Source organism: Pseudoclavibacter sp. CFCC 13796, from assembly GCF_008831185.1.
In the GTDB taxonomy this organism is placed as follows: Bacteria; Actinomycetota; Actinomycetes; order Actinomycetales; family Microbacteriaceae; genus Pseudoclavibacter_A.
The window spans coordinates 342,400-357,259 of sequence record NZ_WBKD01000002.1 but is presented as its reverse complement, the minus strand read 5'-3'; the positions used below and the strand labels follow the sequence as shown (position 1 = coordinate 357,259).

General features: G+C 67.6%; 11 protein-coding genes and 1 rRNA gene. 9 read left to right on the top strand and 3 right to left on the bottom strand.

The features are described from left to right. The first annotated feature begins 1 nt into the window (after window position 1). Window positions 2-118, top strand: a 5S ribosomal RNA gene (gene rrf, locus F8O07_RS10495). A gap of 46 nt (window positions 119-164) precedes the next feature. On the opposite strand, the gene F8O07_RS10610 is transcribed toward rrf, so the two are convergent. Then, a complete protein-coding gene (locus F8O07_RS10610) occupies window positions 165-1,175 on the bottom strand; it encodes a hypothetical protein (RefSeq protein ID WP_192496767.1) in 1,011 nt (336 codons plus the stop codon). Between the two features lie 75 nt (window positions 1,176-1,250). On the opposite strand from F8O07_RS10610, the gene F8O07_RS10485 reads away from it, so the two are divergent. The 3 genes from F8O07_RS10485 to F8O07_RS10475 are packed head-to-tail and all read left to right on the top strand — an operon-like array spanning window position 1,251 to window position 3,026. Next, entirely contained in the window at window positions 1,251-1,934 is a 684-nt protein-coding gene (locus F8O07_RS10485; RefSeq protein WP_158032132.1) for a hypothetical protein, read from the top strand. Between the two features lie 10 nt (window positions 1,935-1,944). Then, on the top strand, window positions 1,945-2,451 hold the full coding sequence (locus F8O07_RS10480; RefSeq protein ID WP_158032131.1) for a DUF4186 domain-containing protein: 507 nt from the start codon (window positions 1,945-1,947) through the stop codon (window positions 2,449-2,451). Continuing rightward, window positions 2,448-3,026 (top strand): mismatch-specific DNA-glycosylase, encoded by a 579-nt coding sequence (locus F8O07_RS10475; protein ID WP_158032130.1) that lies wholly within the window; start codon window positions 2,448-2,450, stop codon window positions 3,024-3,026. Before F8O07_RS10480 ends, F8O07_RS10475 begins: the two co-directional genes overlap by 4 nt. Before the next feature lie 88 nt (window positions 3,027-3,114). Here F8O07_RS10475 and gndA read toward each other — a convergent pair whose 3' ends face one another. Further along, window positions 3,115-4,575, bottom strand: coding sequence for an NADP-dependent phosphogluconate dehydrogenase (gene gndA, locus F8O07_RS10470; RefSeq protein WP_158032129.1), 1,461 nt, complete (start codon window positions 4,573-4,575; stop codon window positions 3,115-3,117). Window positions 4,576-4,677: 102 nt separating this feature from the next. On the opposite strand from gndA, the gene F8O07_RS10465 reads away from it, so the two are divergent. Next, complete coding sequence (locus tag F8O07_RS10465) at window positions 4,678-5,913, top strand: Na+/H+ antiporter NhaA (RefSeq protein WP_158032128.1); 1,236 nt, start codon at window positions 4,678-4,680, stop codon at window positions 5,911-5,913. 674 nt (window positions 5,914-6,587) lie between these two features. Next, window positions 6,588-7,547 carry an aldo/keto reductase gene (locus F8O07_RS10460; protein ID WP_158032127.1) on the top strand — a complete coding sequence of 320 codons (960 nt, stop codon included), beginning with the start codon at window positions 6,588-6,590 and terminating at the stop codon, window positions 7,545-7,547. 92 nt (window positions 7,548-7,639) lie between these two features. Here F8O07_RS10460 and F8O07_RS10455 read toward each other — a convergent pair whose 3' ends face one another. Beyond that, window positions 7,640-8,851, bottom strand: a complete 1,212-nt coding sequence (locus tag F8O07_RS10455) for an NAD(P)H-dependent flavin oxidoreductase (RefSeq protein WP_158032126.1) — start codon at window positions 8,849-8,851, stop codon at window positions 7,640-7,642. 313 nt (window positions 8,852-9,164) lie between these two features. On the opposite strand from F8O07_RS10455, the gene F8O07_RS10450 reads away from it, so the two are divergent. The 3 genes from F8O07_RS10450 to mfd all read left to right on the top strand — a co-directional run bounded on the left by F8O07_RS10450 (window position 9,165) and on the right by mfd (window position 14,757). Next, entirely contained in the window at window positions 9,165-9,815 is a 651-nt protein-coding gene (locus F8O07_RS10450) for a 50S ribosomal protein L25/general stress protein Ctc (protein ID WP_158032125.1), read from the top strand. Window positions 9,816-9,931: 116 nt separating this feature from the next. Further along, window positions 9,932-10,564 carry an aminoacyl-tRNA hydrolase gene (gene pth / locus F8O07_RS10445; RefSeq protein WP_158032124.1) on the top strand — a complete coding sequence of 211 codons (633 nt, stop codon included), beginning with the start codon at window positions 9,932-9,934 and terminating at the stop codon, window positions 10,562-10,564. A 2-nt stretch (window positions 10,565-10,566) separates the two neighbouring features. Further along, window positions 10,567-14,757, top strand: coding sequence for a transcription-repair coupling factor (gene mfd, locus F8O07_RS10440; RefSeq protein WP_158032123.1), 4,191 nt, complete (start codon window positions 10,567-10,569; stop codon window positions 14,755-14,757). The last annotated feature ends 103 nt before the right edge of the window (window positions 14,758-14,860 follow it).

The following is a 14,860-nucleotide window of genomic DNA, read 5'->3' as shown; positions in this document are numbered from 1 at the left end:
TTACGGCGGCCATAGCGTGAGGGAAACGCCCGGACACATCCCGAACCCGGAAGCTAAGCCTCACAGCGCCGATGGTACTGCACGGGGGACCGTGTGGGAGAGTAGGACACCGCCGGAACATTATTCATGGAAGGCCACCCCGCTAGCGGGGTGGCCTTCCGTCGTTAACCACACACACGAACGCCAATCACACACGCAACACGAGACTGGCAGGATTGCTTCACCATGATGAAGACCCTGTCTACAACAGGAGAGACATCATGAGTGAATACAACGATCGCGACGACAGCCGCGGAGACCGCAGTCACGGCCGCAACGAACGAAACGACCACCGGGGCGGTGCGGGCAATGGCCGCCGCAGTAGCAGTGGCCCCAAGCGTCAGTACCGAGAAGGCGGTCGGAGCGGCAGCCAGGAACGTCACGAGTACCGCGGCGGCGGTCGCTGGTCGGATCGCCCCCGCCGGGACGGCGACGGGTCGGGCTCTTCTCGCGGAGGGTACCGCGGGCACGATGATCGCCGCAACGAGCGTAATGACCGTGATGGTCAGCGTGGCGGCTACCGCGGTGGCAGTGATCACCGCGAGGATCGACGCGGTGGATATCGCGACGACCGTCAGGGAGGCTACCGCAGTGGCCGTGATGGCCGGGATGACCGTCATGATGATCGCCGGGGCGGTTACCGGGACGATCGCTCGGGCGGATATCGCGGTCGTGATGATCGTCGCAACGACCGTAATGACCGTGATGGTCAGCGTGGCGGCTACCGTGGCGGCAGTGATCACCGCGAGGATCGACGCGGTGGATATCGCGACGACCGTCAGGGAGGCTACCGCGGAGGCCGTGATGGCCGCGACGGCCGTCATGATGATCGCCGGGGCGGATACCGGGACGACCGGCGTGACGACCGGCGTGGCGGATATCGCGGTCATGATGACCGTCGCAACGACCGTAATGACCGTGACGGTCAGCGTGGCGGCTTCCGTGGCAGTAGCGACCGGGGTTCCGACTTCCGCGGCAATGATGACCGTCGTGGAGGGTACCGGGGAAACAGCGACCGGCGTGATGACCGGCGTTCGAACTATCGCGGTCGGGACGATGATCGTCGCGGCGGCGCTCGTGACGACCGCCGTGGTGGGTATCGTGGCGGCAGTGATCGGCGTGACGACCGCCGTCATGACGACCGTGACCGCAACGACCGCAGGTTCGACGACCGCGCACCGCGGCGCAATGAGCCGGAGCTTCCCGCGAATGTGCGCCCCGACGACCTGCCGTTCGGCATGCGCGTCGAACTCAAGACGCTCGCTCGCGAGAATGCCGACGTGGTCGCGCAGCAGCTGGCCGTCGCCCTCGCACTGATCGACGATGATCCGGCAGAGGCCTACACCTATGCGGCTGCAGCCGTGAAGCGAGCTGGTCGTATCGCGATCGTCCGCGAGGTCGCCGGCATCGCCGCGTATCGTTCGGGCGACTGGCAGACCGCGCTGCGCGAACTGCGCACGCACCGTCGCATCACCGGCAGCCAGCTGAACATCGCGCTGCTGGCTGACGCCGAGCGTGGCCTGGAACGCCCCGCAGATGCCATCGCGCTGGCCGAAGAGACCGATCTCACCGATGTGCCCACCGAGGTTCGCGTCGAGCTCGCGATCGTGGTGAGCGGCGCCTGGCGCGACCAGGGCAAGCTCGCTGAGGCACGGAAGGCGCTCGAGATCCCGGAGCTCGATCCTGATACAGCGTTCTCATACAGCGGTCGGCTCTTCGAAGCGTACGCAGATGTGCTGCGTGCGCTCGAAGATCCTGAAGCGGATGCCTGGGAGCGTCGCGCCAAGATCGCTGCTCGCGTCTGGAACGAGCACAAACACGGCACAAGCGGCGAGCCGAAGCCGCTTGTCGACGACGAAGTCGAGGTCCAGGATTTGGGCGAGATTCTCGAGTAATCTTCGCACCATGAACGACCCGGCGGGGATGCTGACCAGACTTGCGCGGTCCACCTTTCGCGCCAAGTTCCATCTGACGAAGGCTGACGCTGACTACGCGAGGCAGCGAGGCAGGGCGACCATCGCATTCCACGCCCGTGACCTGCTGACCAAGCGGATCAGCGCTGCGCACCCCGTGCACGATGGGCGTCAGACGCCGTATCGCGGGCACCCGGTCTTTCCGGCACAACACGCCACGGCCACCTGCTGCCGTGGATGCGTCGAGAAGTGGTACGGCATTCCGAAGGGGCGTGAGCTCACACCACAGGAGCTCGACCGACTCACCGCAGTGGTCATGGCATGGATCGACCGCGACCTGCAGCGTGATGCGGCGAGCCGAACGGGCGCACCGTCGAGGAGTGTTGCGACGAGCGTCTCCGAGAGCGTCACTGCTTCGAACAGAGACTCGGAAAGTGCTTCAGTGGACACGCAGTCGGCGCCGCGCGCCAGTGCACAGGAGAGGCAACGACACGTATGAAGCGATTCACGAGAGCCGAGCTGCTCGCACATGAGAACGGAACGGTCGACGACATCATCGGTCCGGACACAAAGCTGCTCTTCGTCGGAGTGAACCCGGGGCTGTGGACGGCGGCGGTGAACGCTCCGTATGCCTACCCGGGCAATCGGTTCTGGCCTGCGCTCGAACGGTCGGGGCTCGTGCATCGACACTTCGATGCCAGCCACGGGCTGAGCGCTGCCGACCGGGCCGACTTTGTCGCAGCCGGACTCGGCTCGACGAACTTTGTCAACCGCGCGACGATTCGTGCCGACGAGCTCTCAGCCGACGAGCTGCGCGCTGGCGCTGCGCATCTGGACAATCTGGTGACGCGCGTGCGTCCACGTGTGGTCGCGGTGCTCGGCATCATGTCGTACCGGACCGCCTACCACCGGCCCAAGGCACACATGGGTCTGCAAGCGGAGCGACTGGCCGGTGCTGAGCTGTGGGTGCTGCCGAACCCGAGCGGGCTCAACGCGCATGAGACGATCGACAGCATCGCAGCGAAGATGCGCGAGGTCGGCGTGGCCGCCGGGCTGCTCGAGGCGTCTGCCTGAGCGCATCGAGGGGATAAGAGGTGCGCCCTTGCGGGTCCAGTCGACCCGAACCCGCGTTCTGAGCGCAAGACGTCAGGCGCGCCGCCCGTTAAGCCTCGACTTCGCTGCGGTCGCCCGACCACAGCGTGTGGAAGGCTCCCTCGCGATCGACGCGGCGATACGTGTGTGCACCGAAGAAGTCACGCTGCCCCTGCACGAGGGCGGCAGGCAGACGAGGCGAGCGCAGCCCGTCGAAGTAGGCCAACGAGCTGGCGAATGCGGGTACCGGGATGCCGCCGAGCGCCGCATGCGCGACGATCTGTCGCCACGCGCCCTGCGTCGCATCGAGCACCTCGGCAAAGTGAGGCGCAGTGATCAGCGAGGCCGGAGCATCCGCCGGATCGCCCTCATACGCCGCCGCGATCAGATTCAGGAAGCCGGCGCGAATGATGCAGCCGCCACGCCAGATGCGGGCGATCGCTGCAAGGTCGATGTTCCAGCCGTGCTCCGCCGCACCGGCCCGGATCTCGTCGAAACCCTGCGCATAGGCCACGATCTTCGACGCGAGCAGTGCGAGACGAACCGCCTCGACGAAGGCGTCACGGTCGGTCACACCGAGCTGGCCGTCGGGGTATCCGGCGGATGTCGTGAAGCGCCGCTGCGCCGCCTCACGCTGAACGGGGCGGCCGCTCAAACCGCGGGCGAACACGGCTTCGGCGATGCCCGTGACCGGCACGGCCAAGTCGAGGGCGGTCTGCACGGTCCACGTGCCAGTGCCCTTCATGCCGGCCTGATCGACGATCACGTCGACGAGCGGGCTGCCGGTCTCGGCGTCGACCTGGCGCAGCACCTCAGCGGTGATCTCGACGAGGTACGAGTTGAGATCGGTCTTGTTCCACTCGGCGAACACATCGGCGATCTCAGCAGGCTCGAGGCCGGCGCCGCGGCGCAGCAGGTCGTAGCTCTCGCCGATGAGCTGCATGTCTGCGTACTCGATGCCGTTGTGCACCATCTTCACAAAGTGGCCAGCGCCGTCGGTGCCCACGTGTGTGACGCAGGGCTCGCCGTCGACCTGCGCGGCGATCGACGCGAGGATCGGACCGAGGGTGGCGTACGACTCGTCGCTGCCGCCGGGCATGATCGACGGCCCGTTGAGCGCGCCCTCCTCGCCGCCCGAGATGCCTGCGCCGACGAAGTGCAGCCCGCGGGCACGCGACTCGCGTTCGCGTCGAATGGTGTCGGCGAACTGCGCGTTGCCGCCGTCGACGATGATGTCACCCGGCTCGAACACTTCGCTGAGTTGGCGGATCACTTCGTCTGTCGGCTGCCCGGCCTTGACCATGATGATCGCGGTGCGCGGATGCTGCAGCGCCTGAGCGAACTCGGTCACGGTCTCGGTGGGCACGAAGTCACCCTCGTCGGCGTGGTCGCGCATCAGATCGCGGGTGCGCTGCGGAGTGCGGTTGTAGAGAGCGACGGTGTTGCCATGCCGGGCCAGGTTGCGGGCGAGGTTGCTGCCCATGACGGCGAGGCCGACGACGCCGATGTTGGCTGATGCGCTGGAAGTCATGCAGAGAATTCTACCGTGACCGCCCGGTAGACTAGAGCGGTCTCGTGCCCTCCGGGCCGAGTGGTGCGTCGGGAAGCCTGGTCGACAGAGACGAGGAGACACATGCCCGCACCCAACGAGCCGAGCGCGCAGAACCACTTGGACGCGCAGAACGACGTGAGCGCCGCCAGCGAGGCGAGCCAACCGAGCGCAACCACACAGCCCGCCGCCTCTGCTGCTCGCGACGTGAGCGATGCATCCGCCGAACGGGCGCACCGCGCTCGCAGCGGACGCCGAGCCGCGATGCTGCCCGGCCTTCTGCTGATTGCGGCGACGGGAGTCGCGCTCGTACTGGCCAATTCTGCGGCGAGCGGAGCGTGGCATGGCGTGGTCGAGGCACGGCTCGGCCCGCTCACGGTGCACGAGTGGGTCGCCGAGTGGCTGCTCGCCGTGTTCTTCTTCGTGACCGGTGTCGAGCTGCGCGAAGAGTTCTCACGGGGCAGTCTGTCGACTCCGCGGCGGGCGCTGACGCCGATCATGGCGGCGCTCGGCGGCATGGTCGTTCCGGCCCTGATCTTCGTCGCGTTCACCGCGGGCGGATCGGCTGCGCACGGATGGGCCATTCCCACGGCGACCGACATCGCCTTCGCGGTCTCGCTGCTCGCGCTCGTGGCGCCGGGAGTGCCCGCGCCGGCGCGTGCGTTTCTGCTCGCGCTCGCGGTCGCCGACGACCTGTTCGCGATGATCGTGCTCGCGGTGTTTTATACGCCGGGGCTGCACCCGACCATTGTGGCCGTGGCGCTCGGCCTGCTGATCGGGCCATGGGTGCGGCCGCGCCTGTGCCGGATGCTGCAGCAGCTCTCTACGTGGATCGTCGTGCCCGCCTTCGCCCTGGTCAGCGCCGGGGTGCCGCTGTGGGGCGGGGATGCCGGGGAGGTGTCGGACGCCGCAGTCGGGACCGGTGGTGCTGGGGCTGATGTGTCGGCCGGTGCCGACCCGGTCTTCTTCGGAGTGTTCCTCGGGCTTGTCGTCGGTAAGCCGGTCGGCATCATCTTGGCGACGTGGCTCGTGCAGCGGATCGGCCGCGCGTGGAGCGACAGCCGCGCTCGGCGCGCCGGCACGGCCGTGGGGCAGCGCACGCCGGCGTCGGTCAGCTGGCCGGATCTCTGGGTGGTCGCTCTGCTCGCCGGTGTCGGGTTCACGATGTCGCTGCTCGTGGCGCAGCTCGCGTTCTCAGGCGGTGACGCGGATGCGGCGCTGCATACCGAGCACGCCACGTTGGGCGTGTTGGCGGCTTCGTTCATTGCCCCGGTCTTGGCAGCGATCGCGTATCGACTGCTGCGGAGGCGGCGGAAGTAGTTCGCGGGGGTCTTCGATGAGAGAGATCTCCGGGGAGAATCAGCCAAGGTCATCATTCTGCCTACATCGGCAGCCCCGCACCGCCGGGAAGGCTCTAAATGCGAGGCAAAGGTGAGGCGAAGGCGAAGGCAAAGGCACCCTCTGAGCCCTCCCCCGGGAAGGCCGGGAAGGCGGGGAAGGCAGGGGCTGGTCTCGAACGGGCAGAACCTGCTGAATGCGAGGTGAGTGTGCAGAAGGTGCGGGTATTGCTCACTGATGGTCGCGCATTCTGTACTTTCGGCGTCGGGGAGGTGAGAGGGCCGCCATCGAGACATGGGAAATGTCGTTGCGCGGCATCGAAGCATGCAACTTGGCACGTCTGGTTGGTGCTGGGGAGCATTTGGGGCGGGTGGATGTGGCACGGCGTTGGGTGTGGAAGTGGCGAACGGCGCTGGGTGTGGATATGGCGAACGGTGCTGGGTGTGCAGACGTGGCGACGGTGCTGGGCGTGGATGCGGCACCTGTCGGATGACGTCTGGGCGGGCGGACAGATGCGGGCCAGCGTCGAGGCGAACGAATATCGTGTGACGCAACACGTCGCAGCCGGGTGCGAACGACAGCCACAGTCGGTATGGTGTGCAGACATCCGAGCGAGACGGCTCCGGAACAACGCCTGACCGAAAGGCAAACAGACAATGACCAAGTCAGCGACCAGAGTGATCGGCAAGAGCGGCATCGAGATCTTCCCCCTTGCATTCGGCGGCAACGTCTTCGGCTGGACAGCCGACGAACAGCGTTCGCACGAACTGCTCGACCGGTTCACCGAGGGCGGCGGCAACCTGATCGACACGGCAGACTCCTACTCGGAGTGGGCCGACGACGAGCACGTCGGCGGCGAATCCGAGACGATCATCGGGTCATGGCTGCGCGGGCGGGATCGTTCGTCTGTGGTGATCGCCACGAAGGTGGCGAAGTATTCCAAGCGTCCCGGGCTCTCACCGGCGAACGTCGCAGCCGCAGCAGACGACTCGCTGCAGCGACTCGGCACCGACTACATCGACCTCTATTACGCGCACGAAGAAGACCCCAACGTGCCCATCGAGCAGACTGCGCAGGCCTTCGACGACTTGGTGAAGGCCGGCAAGATCCGTGCGATCGGCGTCTCGAACTTCTCAGCCGAGGCGACCGAGGCCTGGCTGAAGGCTTCGCGTGACAACGGCTGGGCAGAGCCGGTGGCCATCCAGCCGCACTACAACCTCGTTCATCGCAATGACTACGAAGAGCATCTTGCGCCGCTCGCCGCGCGCGAGAACCTCGCGGTGCTGCCGTACTGGTCACTTGCCTCGGGGTTTCTCACCGGCAAGTACCGCGAGCCCGTCGAGCAGGGCGATTCACCGCGGGCAGGTGCCGCATCGAAGTACGCAGTGCCAGCCGGTCTGGCGATCATCGACCAGCTCGACGAGATCGCCAAGGCACACCAGACGTCGATCGCCACGGCCGCCCTCGCCTGGCTGCTTGCGAAGCCGCAGGTGGTGGCGCCGAACGCTTCGGCTTCACGCGTCGATCAGGTCGCGGGGCTGCTTGCGGTCGGCGACGTCGAGCTGACCGCCGACGAAGTGGCCGAGCTCGACAAAGTCTCGACCTGGGCTCACTGATCCTCCGCGGATGTGGCGACCCGGGGCGCTCTGAACCCAGCATCGGGAGATGCGCTCGCTTGAGGTGCAGCTGACAGGGCGACCTGGGGGACCTAGCCGCGGGCACGCTTCAGCTCGGCGACGAGCGTGCGCACGAGGTCGGCCGCCGGCATCTCGCGAGCCCGGCCGACCTCGGAGCCGGCCCAGTGCGCGGCGAACGAGGTGGCATCCCCGTGTGCGGATGCGGCGGCGGCCAACGCCTTGCCTGCGTCGTAGGTCAGCGGGTACGCGGGGATCTGCACACCGAGCTTTCTGGCCCGCACGCCGATCTCGTGCATTCGATTGCGCAGCCCACGTGCGGGGCGGCCTGAGACCGCGCTGGTGAATGCCGTGGGGTCGATCGCCTCGAGCTGCTGCTCGCCGAGATCGGTGCGGGGGATGCCTGAGACATGGGCACGACTGACCTCTTCACGGATGCGCTCGCGGTGTGCCGGTCCGGTGGCCGCCTCGGGGCACAGCAGAAACGCGGTGCCCAGCTGTGCTGCTGCAGCGCCCGCGTCGAGGGCACGTGCGACGTCGACGCCGTCCATGAGCCCGCCGGCGGCGATCAGCGGCAGGTCGACGGCTCGCGCCGCCGCTGCGACGAGGTCGAGGGTCGAAGACCCGCGCGAGGCATGCGCGTCGCCGTCGACATCGCCGTCGAGCGTCGAATCGAACACGCCACGGTGTCCTCCGGCCTCGCGCCCCTGAGCGACGACGGCATCCGCACCGGCCCGCTCGACGAGGCGCGCCTCCTCGGGCGTGGTCGCCGTCACGAACACCAGGATGCCGGCGTCGTGCAGCTGCTCGATCACGCCCGTGGCAGGCAGCCCGAAGTGAAAGCTCACGACGGCCGGCCGAGTGGCCGCCAGCACGTCGACCAGTCGCTGCGTGTTCTCACCGGGCGTCGCCGCACTGGCGTAGATTGCGCGCAGCGTGCCAGGAGAAGAGGTCGCGAAGGCTGTGAACTCGGGCTCCAGCAGCCGCAGCCATGACTGTGTCACCAGCGCACTCGAACGCGGCTCTGCGTGCGCGAAGAAGTTGACCATGAACGGCCGTTCGGTGAGGTCTGCCGTGCGCGCGATCTGTTCGGCCGCACGTGTCGGGTCGGCGCCGCCGATGCCGAGCGATCCGAGGCCTCCGGCGTTCGACACGGCGGCCGCGAGCTCGGGCGTGGTCGCACCCGCCATGGGCGCCTGAATGATGGGTGTGTCGCGCAGCAGTGCCTGTGTCTGTTCGCGCAGCGAGGCGGATGCAGGCTCAGGCGAAGACGAAGTGGGGGACATCGGGGCCTCCTTTGGCTCGTTAAGCGTACGAGAATCCCCAGCTGTCGCAGAATTCACGGCTTGGCAGGCGGGGCCGCCGCGGCATAGACTGTGCACTGATACTTCGGCGAGGGCCGAGACCCCTGCGTGAGCAGACGTCTCAGCCGTTATCGACGCAGTGAGTGGGCAGCCCGCCCTCTCCTCGCGCGTGAGTGCTTGAGTTGAGAAAACCGTCGACCACCCGATGACATGCAGCATGAGGCTGCGGGATTCGAGCGCGTCGGCGCCACACGGCGGGTGCGCATGGGCGCATCCCACAGACCAAGGAGACAAAATGGCAGACAACGCCGAGAACACCTTCGACGCCATCGTGCGCACCAGCTTCGGCAAGGGCGCTTCGCGTCAGCTGCGCCGCGAGGGCCAGACCCCCGCAGTGATCTACGGCCACGGCGCAGAGCCCGTGCACGTCGCACTCGAGGCCCACCAGCTCGGCCTCGCACTGCGCACCTCGAACGCCCTGCTCACCGTCAAGACCGGTGACGACGAGCACCTGGTGCTCGTGAAAGACGTCCAGCGCGACCCGGTCAAGCGCATCATCGAGCACGTCGACCTGCTGGCGGTCAAGCGCGGTGAAAAGGTCGAGGTCGAGGTGCCGCTGCACCTCGTCGGCGAGCCCGTCGGCGGAACCATCGCCGAGACCGACCTCAACACCATCCTGCTGAGCGTCGAGGCCATCGCCATTCCCGAGAACGTCAAGATCGAGATCGAGGGCGCAGAAGAGGGCACCAAGATCTTCGCCAAGGATCTCGTGCTGCCCGAGGGCGCCGAACTGGTCACCGATCTCGAGGCCCTCGTGCTCTCGGTCATCATCCCGAGCGCGGCCGACATGGGCGACTCGGCTGACGAGCTCGCCGTCGAGGCCGCTGAGGCCGAGGCCGCAGCCGAGGCTGAGGGCGCCGGCGACGCCGAGACGACCGAAGCCTGATCGACTCGAGCATCCGCTCTGCTGGGCCGCGTCGCGTTCGTTCGCGCGCGGCCCAGCTCCACCTACAGGCACATTGACGGCTGGCTGTCAGACAAGAAGAGAGCATTCACCGCACCGTGAGTGACACCCCGTATCTCATCGTCGGTCTCGGCAACCCCGGGCCCGACTACGAGGCGACCCGACACAACGTCGGGCACATGGCCGTCGAGCGCCTCGCCGACGATCTGAGCGCCGGATCGTTCCAGCGCAACAAACGCGCCAACGCCTTCGTGGCGACGGGCGTGACCCGAGCATCCGCCGCGAACGCGACGCACGCGCCGGGACAGACGATCAAGCTGCTGCTCGCACACCTCGGCAGCTTCATGAACACCTCGGGCGGCCCCGTCGCCGCCCTGCTCGATTACTACAGCATCACCCCCGATCACCTGATCGTGGTGCACGACGACCTCGACCTGCCGTTCGGCACGCTGCGCCTCAAGAGCGGCGGCGGTCACGGCGGGCACAACGGTCTGCGCGACATCATCGCCGCGACGAAGACCCGTGACTTCTCGCGGGTGCGCGTGGGCATCGACCATCCGCCGGGTCGGCAGCCGGTCGCCGACTATGTGCTGCGTCCCTTCTCAAGCACCGAGCGTCGCGAGCTGCCCATGCTGGTCAGCGATGCGGCGGATGCGGCGCTCGCCCTCGCTGCTGAGGGCCTCGAACCGGCCCAGCAGCGTTTCCACGCCCCGCACGACAACCGAAAGTGAGTATGGCAGCCAAGCGCAGGAACGCCGAGACCGAAGCAGCTGAGGCGGCCTTCGTGCTGCCGGATCACGCAGAGTCGATCACTCGAGCCTTCGCAGGCACCGAGGCCTTTCAACGAGTGCGCGAAGCGATCGACGAACGCGACCTGAACGTCGTCGGCATCGAGAGGCTGCGCACGGCGCTGCTGGCGGCGATGATCGACGAGTACTCAGGCGACCTCGCTGCGGAGAACGCCGGGGGTCAGTACCTGATCGTCACGCCGACGGGGCGTGAGGCCGACGTGCTGCTGCGCGCCCTGCGCGAACTGCTGCCAGAAGCCTCGGTGCAGGAGCTGCCGGCGTGGGAGACCCTGCCACACGAGCGGCTGAGCCCGTCGCCGCAGGTCACCGGGCAGCGTCTCGAGGTGCTGCGCTCACTCGCCGACTGGCGCGAAGCGCGCGGTGCAGACGGTGAGGCGGATGCCTCTTCGAGCTCCGAGCAGACCCCGGCTGCAGAGGGCGGCGCGGCTGCGGCCCAGCCGCAGGTGCAGATCGTGATCGCGAGTGTGCGAGCGGCACTGCAGCCGGTCGCCGACAACCTCGCCAGCATTCGCCCACTGCATGTCGCGGTGGGCGAGGACCACCCGCTCGAAGAGTTCGCCACCCGCCTCGTCGAGATGGCCTACGCACGCGTCGACCTGGTCACCCGTCGCGGCGAGTTCACCGTGCGCGGCGGAATCATCGACGTGTTCCCGCCGACCGCCGACTACCCGGTGCGCATCGAGCTGTTCGGTGACGAGGTCGACACGATCAAGCCGTTCCACGTGGCCGACCAGCGCACTGACGAACAGCAGCTCGACCATGTCGACATCGGCGCCAGCCGCGAGCTGCTGCTCACCGAGCACGTGCGTCAGCGCGCCGCCGAGATGCAGCACGAGTTCCCGAACCTCTCGGGCATGCTCGAGAAGCTCTCGCAGGGCATTCCGGTCGAGGGCATGGAATCGCTGGCTCCCGCGCTCGACGATCATCTCGTGCCGATCACCGACTACCTCGCGCGCGATGCCGTCGTCGCCGTCGTGAGCCCGGAGCGAGCCCGTACCCGCGCCGAGAATCTGGTCGCGACCAACCGCGAGTTTCTCGAGGCGGCGTGGAGTGCCGCAGTCGCCGGAGCCGAAGCGCCGATCGACCTCAGCGCCGGCGAGTATCTCGACCTGGACGCGCTGCGCAAGGCGGCGTCTCCACGCCACTGGTGGCAGCTGTCGCCGTTCGACAGCGAGATCGCCGGCGCCGACACGGGTGGGGCGGATGCCGCAGACGCGCCCGCCGGATCGGTGCCCGTGGTCGCGCGGGCCGTGCCGAGCTTCGCAGGCGACGCAAACGGTGCGGTCGAGCATGTTCGCGCTCTGCTCTCTGACGGCTGGCGCGTGGTGATCACGGCGGCTGCGAAGGGCACGGCCGCCCGCACCATGCAGCTGCTTGCCGATCAGGAGGTCGCCGCGCGCCCCGCATCCGCCGGAGCCATCGAGGCGGGCGTGGCCAGCATCCTCGTGGCCGACGTCGACGAGGGCTGGGAGCTCGCCGACGAACGGCTGGCGCTGATCACCGAGGCCGAGTTCTTCGGGCGCACTGCCAGCTACAACCGCGGCCAGCCGAAGAAGCTGGCGAGCCGGCGACGCAAGACGGTCGATCCGCTGCAGCTGAAGCCCGGAGACCTGGTCGTGCACGACAAGCACGGCATCGGCCGGTTCATCGAGCTGACCAGCCGCGAGGTCGGCGGGCGTGACGGCCGGCATCTGCGCGAATACCTCGTGATCGAGTACGCACCGAGCAAGAAGGGGCACCCGGGCGACCGGCTCTACGTGCCGACCGACCAGCTCGACCAGCTGACGCGGTATGTGGGCGGGGAAGACCCGACGCTGTCGAAGCTCGGCGGCTCGGACTGGTCGCGCACCAAGAGCAAGGCACGCAAGGCGGTGCGGGAGATCGCGGTCGGGCTGGTGAAGCTCTACGCCGAGCGCACCCGGGCGAAAGGGCACGCCTTCGGGCCCGACACCCCCTGGCAGCACGAGCTCGAAGAGGCCTTTCCATACGCCGAGACGCCTGATCAGCTGCAGACCATCGACGAGGTCAAGCACGACATGGAGCGCGAGATGCCCATGGACCGCCTGCTCGCCGGCGACGTCGGCTTCGGCAAGACCGAGGTCGCGGTGCGTGCGGCGTTCAAAGCGATTCAGGACGGCTACCAGGTCGCGATGCTGGTGCCGACCACACTGCTTGCGCAGCAGCACGCCGAGACGTTCGCCGAGCGGTATGCGGGTTTTCCGGTGAAGCTACGCACGCTCTCGCGTTTTCAGACGGCGAAAGAGACCGCCGATACGATCGCGGGGCTCGCCGACGGGTCGGTCGACATGGTGATCGGCACCCACCGCATTCTGAGCAAGAGCGTGCACTTCAAGAAGATCGGGCTGGTGATCATCGATGAGGAGCAGCGATTCGGCGTCGAGCACAAGGAGCGTCTCAAAGAGCTGAAGACGAATGTGGACGTGCTCTCGATGAGCGCCACGCCGATTCCGCGCACTTTGGAGATGGCCGTCACGGGCATCCGCGAGATGTCAACGCTCGCGACACCGCCCGAGTCACGTCACCCGGTGCTCACGTATGTGGGGGCGTTCAGCGACAAGCAGGTCGCCGCGGCGGTGCGGCGCGAGCTGCTGCGCGAGGGGCAGGTGTTCTATGTGCACAACCGTGTCGGCGACATCGCCAAGGCTGCGGCGCACATCGCCGAGCTGGTGCCCGAGGCACGCGTCGGCGTCGCGCACGGGCAGATGGGCGAGAGCGAGCTGGAGCGGGTCATCGTCGACTTCTGGGAGCAGAAGTTCGACGTGCTCGTCTCGACCACGATCATCGAGACCGGCATGGACATTCAGAATGCGAACACGCTGATCGTCGACGATGCGCAGCGATATGGTCTGTCGCAGCTGCACCAGCTGCGCGGTCGTGTGGGGCGCGGGCGCGAGCGTGCCTACGCGTACTTCCTGTACGACCCGGAGAAGACACTGACCGACACCGCCCATGACCGGCTTGAGACGATCGCTGCGAACAACGAGCTCGGCGCCGGCATGCAGGTCGCGATGAAAGACCTGGAGCTGCGCGGTGCGGGCAACCTGCTGGGCGGCGAGCAGAGCGGACACATCGCGGGAGTCGGGTTCGACCTGTACCTGCGGATGGTCGGCGAGGCCGTCGACGCGTTCAAAGGCGGGGATGCAGCGGAGCAGATCGAGCTTCGGCTCGAGCTTCCGGTCGATGCGCACATTCCGACCGACTACGTCGACTCGGAGCGACTTCGACTCGAGGCCTATCAGAAGCTGGCGACCGCCTCGAGCCCGACCGGGCGCGAAGGCGCCATCGACGCGGTGGTCGAGGAGTTCGAAGACCGCTACGGCAGGCTGCCGCTGCCCGTGCGCAATCTCATCTCGGTGTCGCGTCTGCGGCGCGCGCTCGCGGGCTCCGGGCTGGCCGAGGTCATCGCGGTGAGCGGCCGGCTGCGCCTCGCGCCGCTGGAGCTGAGCGATTCGCTGCAGATGCGCCTGCGCCGACTCTACGGCTCGTACACGATGCTGCCCGCGGGCGGCGGTGTGCTGATCACCGTGCCCGAAGAGCTGCTGGGCTTGGACGATGTGCAGCCGCTGGTCGACTGGGTGACCGGAGTTCTGGTCAGTCTCGAAGTGATCGAGGCTCCGGTCGCTGCTGCGATTGAGGGCTCTGACGCTGGGGCTGAGAGCAGCGGTGTCGGCACTGGGGGGAGTGCTGGCGGTGTTGGTGCTCCAAGCGGTGCAGGTGTTGGCGCTGAGAGCGGTGCCGCAGGTCAGACGGGGAGTCGACGTGGCACTGGTTCTGCGCGCACCAGTGCCAGACGGGCCGGCAGTGGCGATTCGGCGTCGAAGGGATCTCGTGCTGCGGGCGCAGGACGTCAGGGTCGCAGCGCATCGGCCGCTTCTCGGCCTTCAGAGGCTGGCTCGGCTTCTGGCACCCACGCTCAGACCAGCGCACACGGGGAGGCGGGGGAGAGCGGAGCATCCGCATCATCTGCCTCAGACCGTGATTCGGGCGTTGCCCGGCCACAGACCTTCGAGGAGCGAGCTGCCGCCCGTCGTGCCGCGGCCGATGCGCGCGCGCGCGAACGCAGGGCTCGCCGGCGCAAGGCCGACGACTTCTGATTCTGGCGGGGCTGTTTCTGGTCTTGGACTGCTGTGATTCCAGGCTGGGGCGACCGGGGATGAGACATAGTGCACTGAATATGTGCGGTTGACCGCGAGTGTG

Excerpts from the sequence above, each read along its gene's own strand:
- F8O07_RS10610 (WP_192496767.1), bottom strand. The coding sequence starts at position 1,175 with ATGACGGCGGTCGTCACGCCGATCACTGCCGCCACGATACCCACCACG.
- F8O07_RS10480 (WP_158032131.1), top strand. The coding sequence starts at position 1,945 with ATGAACGACCCGGCGGGGATGCTGACCAGACTTGCGCGGTCCACCTTT.
- F8O07_RS10475 (WP_158032130.1), top strand. The coding sequence starts at position 2,448 with ATGAAGCGATTCACGAGAGCCGAGCTGCTCGCACATGAGAACGGAACG.
- gndA (WP_158032129.1), bottom strand. The coding sequence starts at position 4,575 with ATGACTTCCAGCGCATCAGCCAACATCGGCGTCGTCGGCCTCGCCGTC.
- F8O07_RS10465 (WP_158032128.1), top strand. The coding sequence starts at position 4,678 with ATGCCCGCACCCAACGAGCCGAGCGCGCAGAACCACTTGGACGCGCAG.
- F8O07_RS10460 (WP_158032127.1), top strand. The coding sequence starts at position 6,588 with ATGACCAAGTCAGCGACCAGAGTGATCGGCAAGAGCGGCATCGAGATC.
- F8O07_RS10455 (WP_158032126.1), bottom strand. The coding sequence starts at position 8,851 with ATGTCCCCCACTTCGTCTTCGCCTGAGCCTGCATCCGCCTCGCTGCGC.
- F8O07_RS10450 (WP_158032125.1), top strand. The coding sequence starts at position 9,165 with ATGGCAGACAACGCCGAGAACACCTTCGACGCCATCGTGCGCACCAGC.
- mfd (WP_158032123.1), top strand. The coding sequence starts at position 10,567 with ATGGCAGCCAAGCGCAGGAACGCCGAGACCGAAGCAGCTGAGGCGGCC.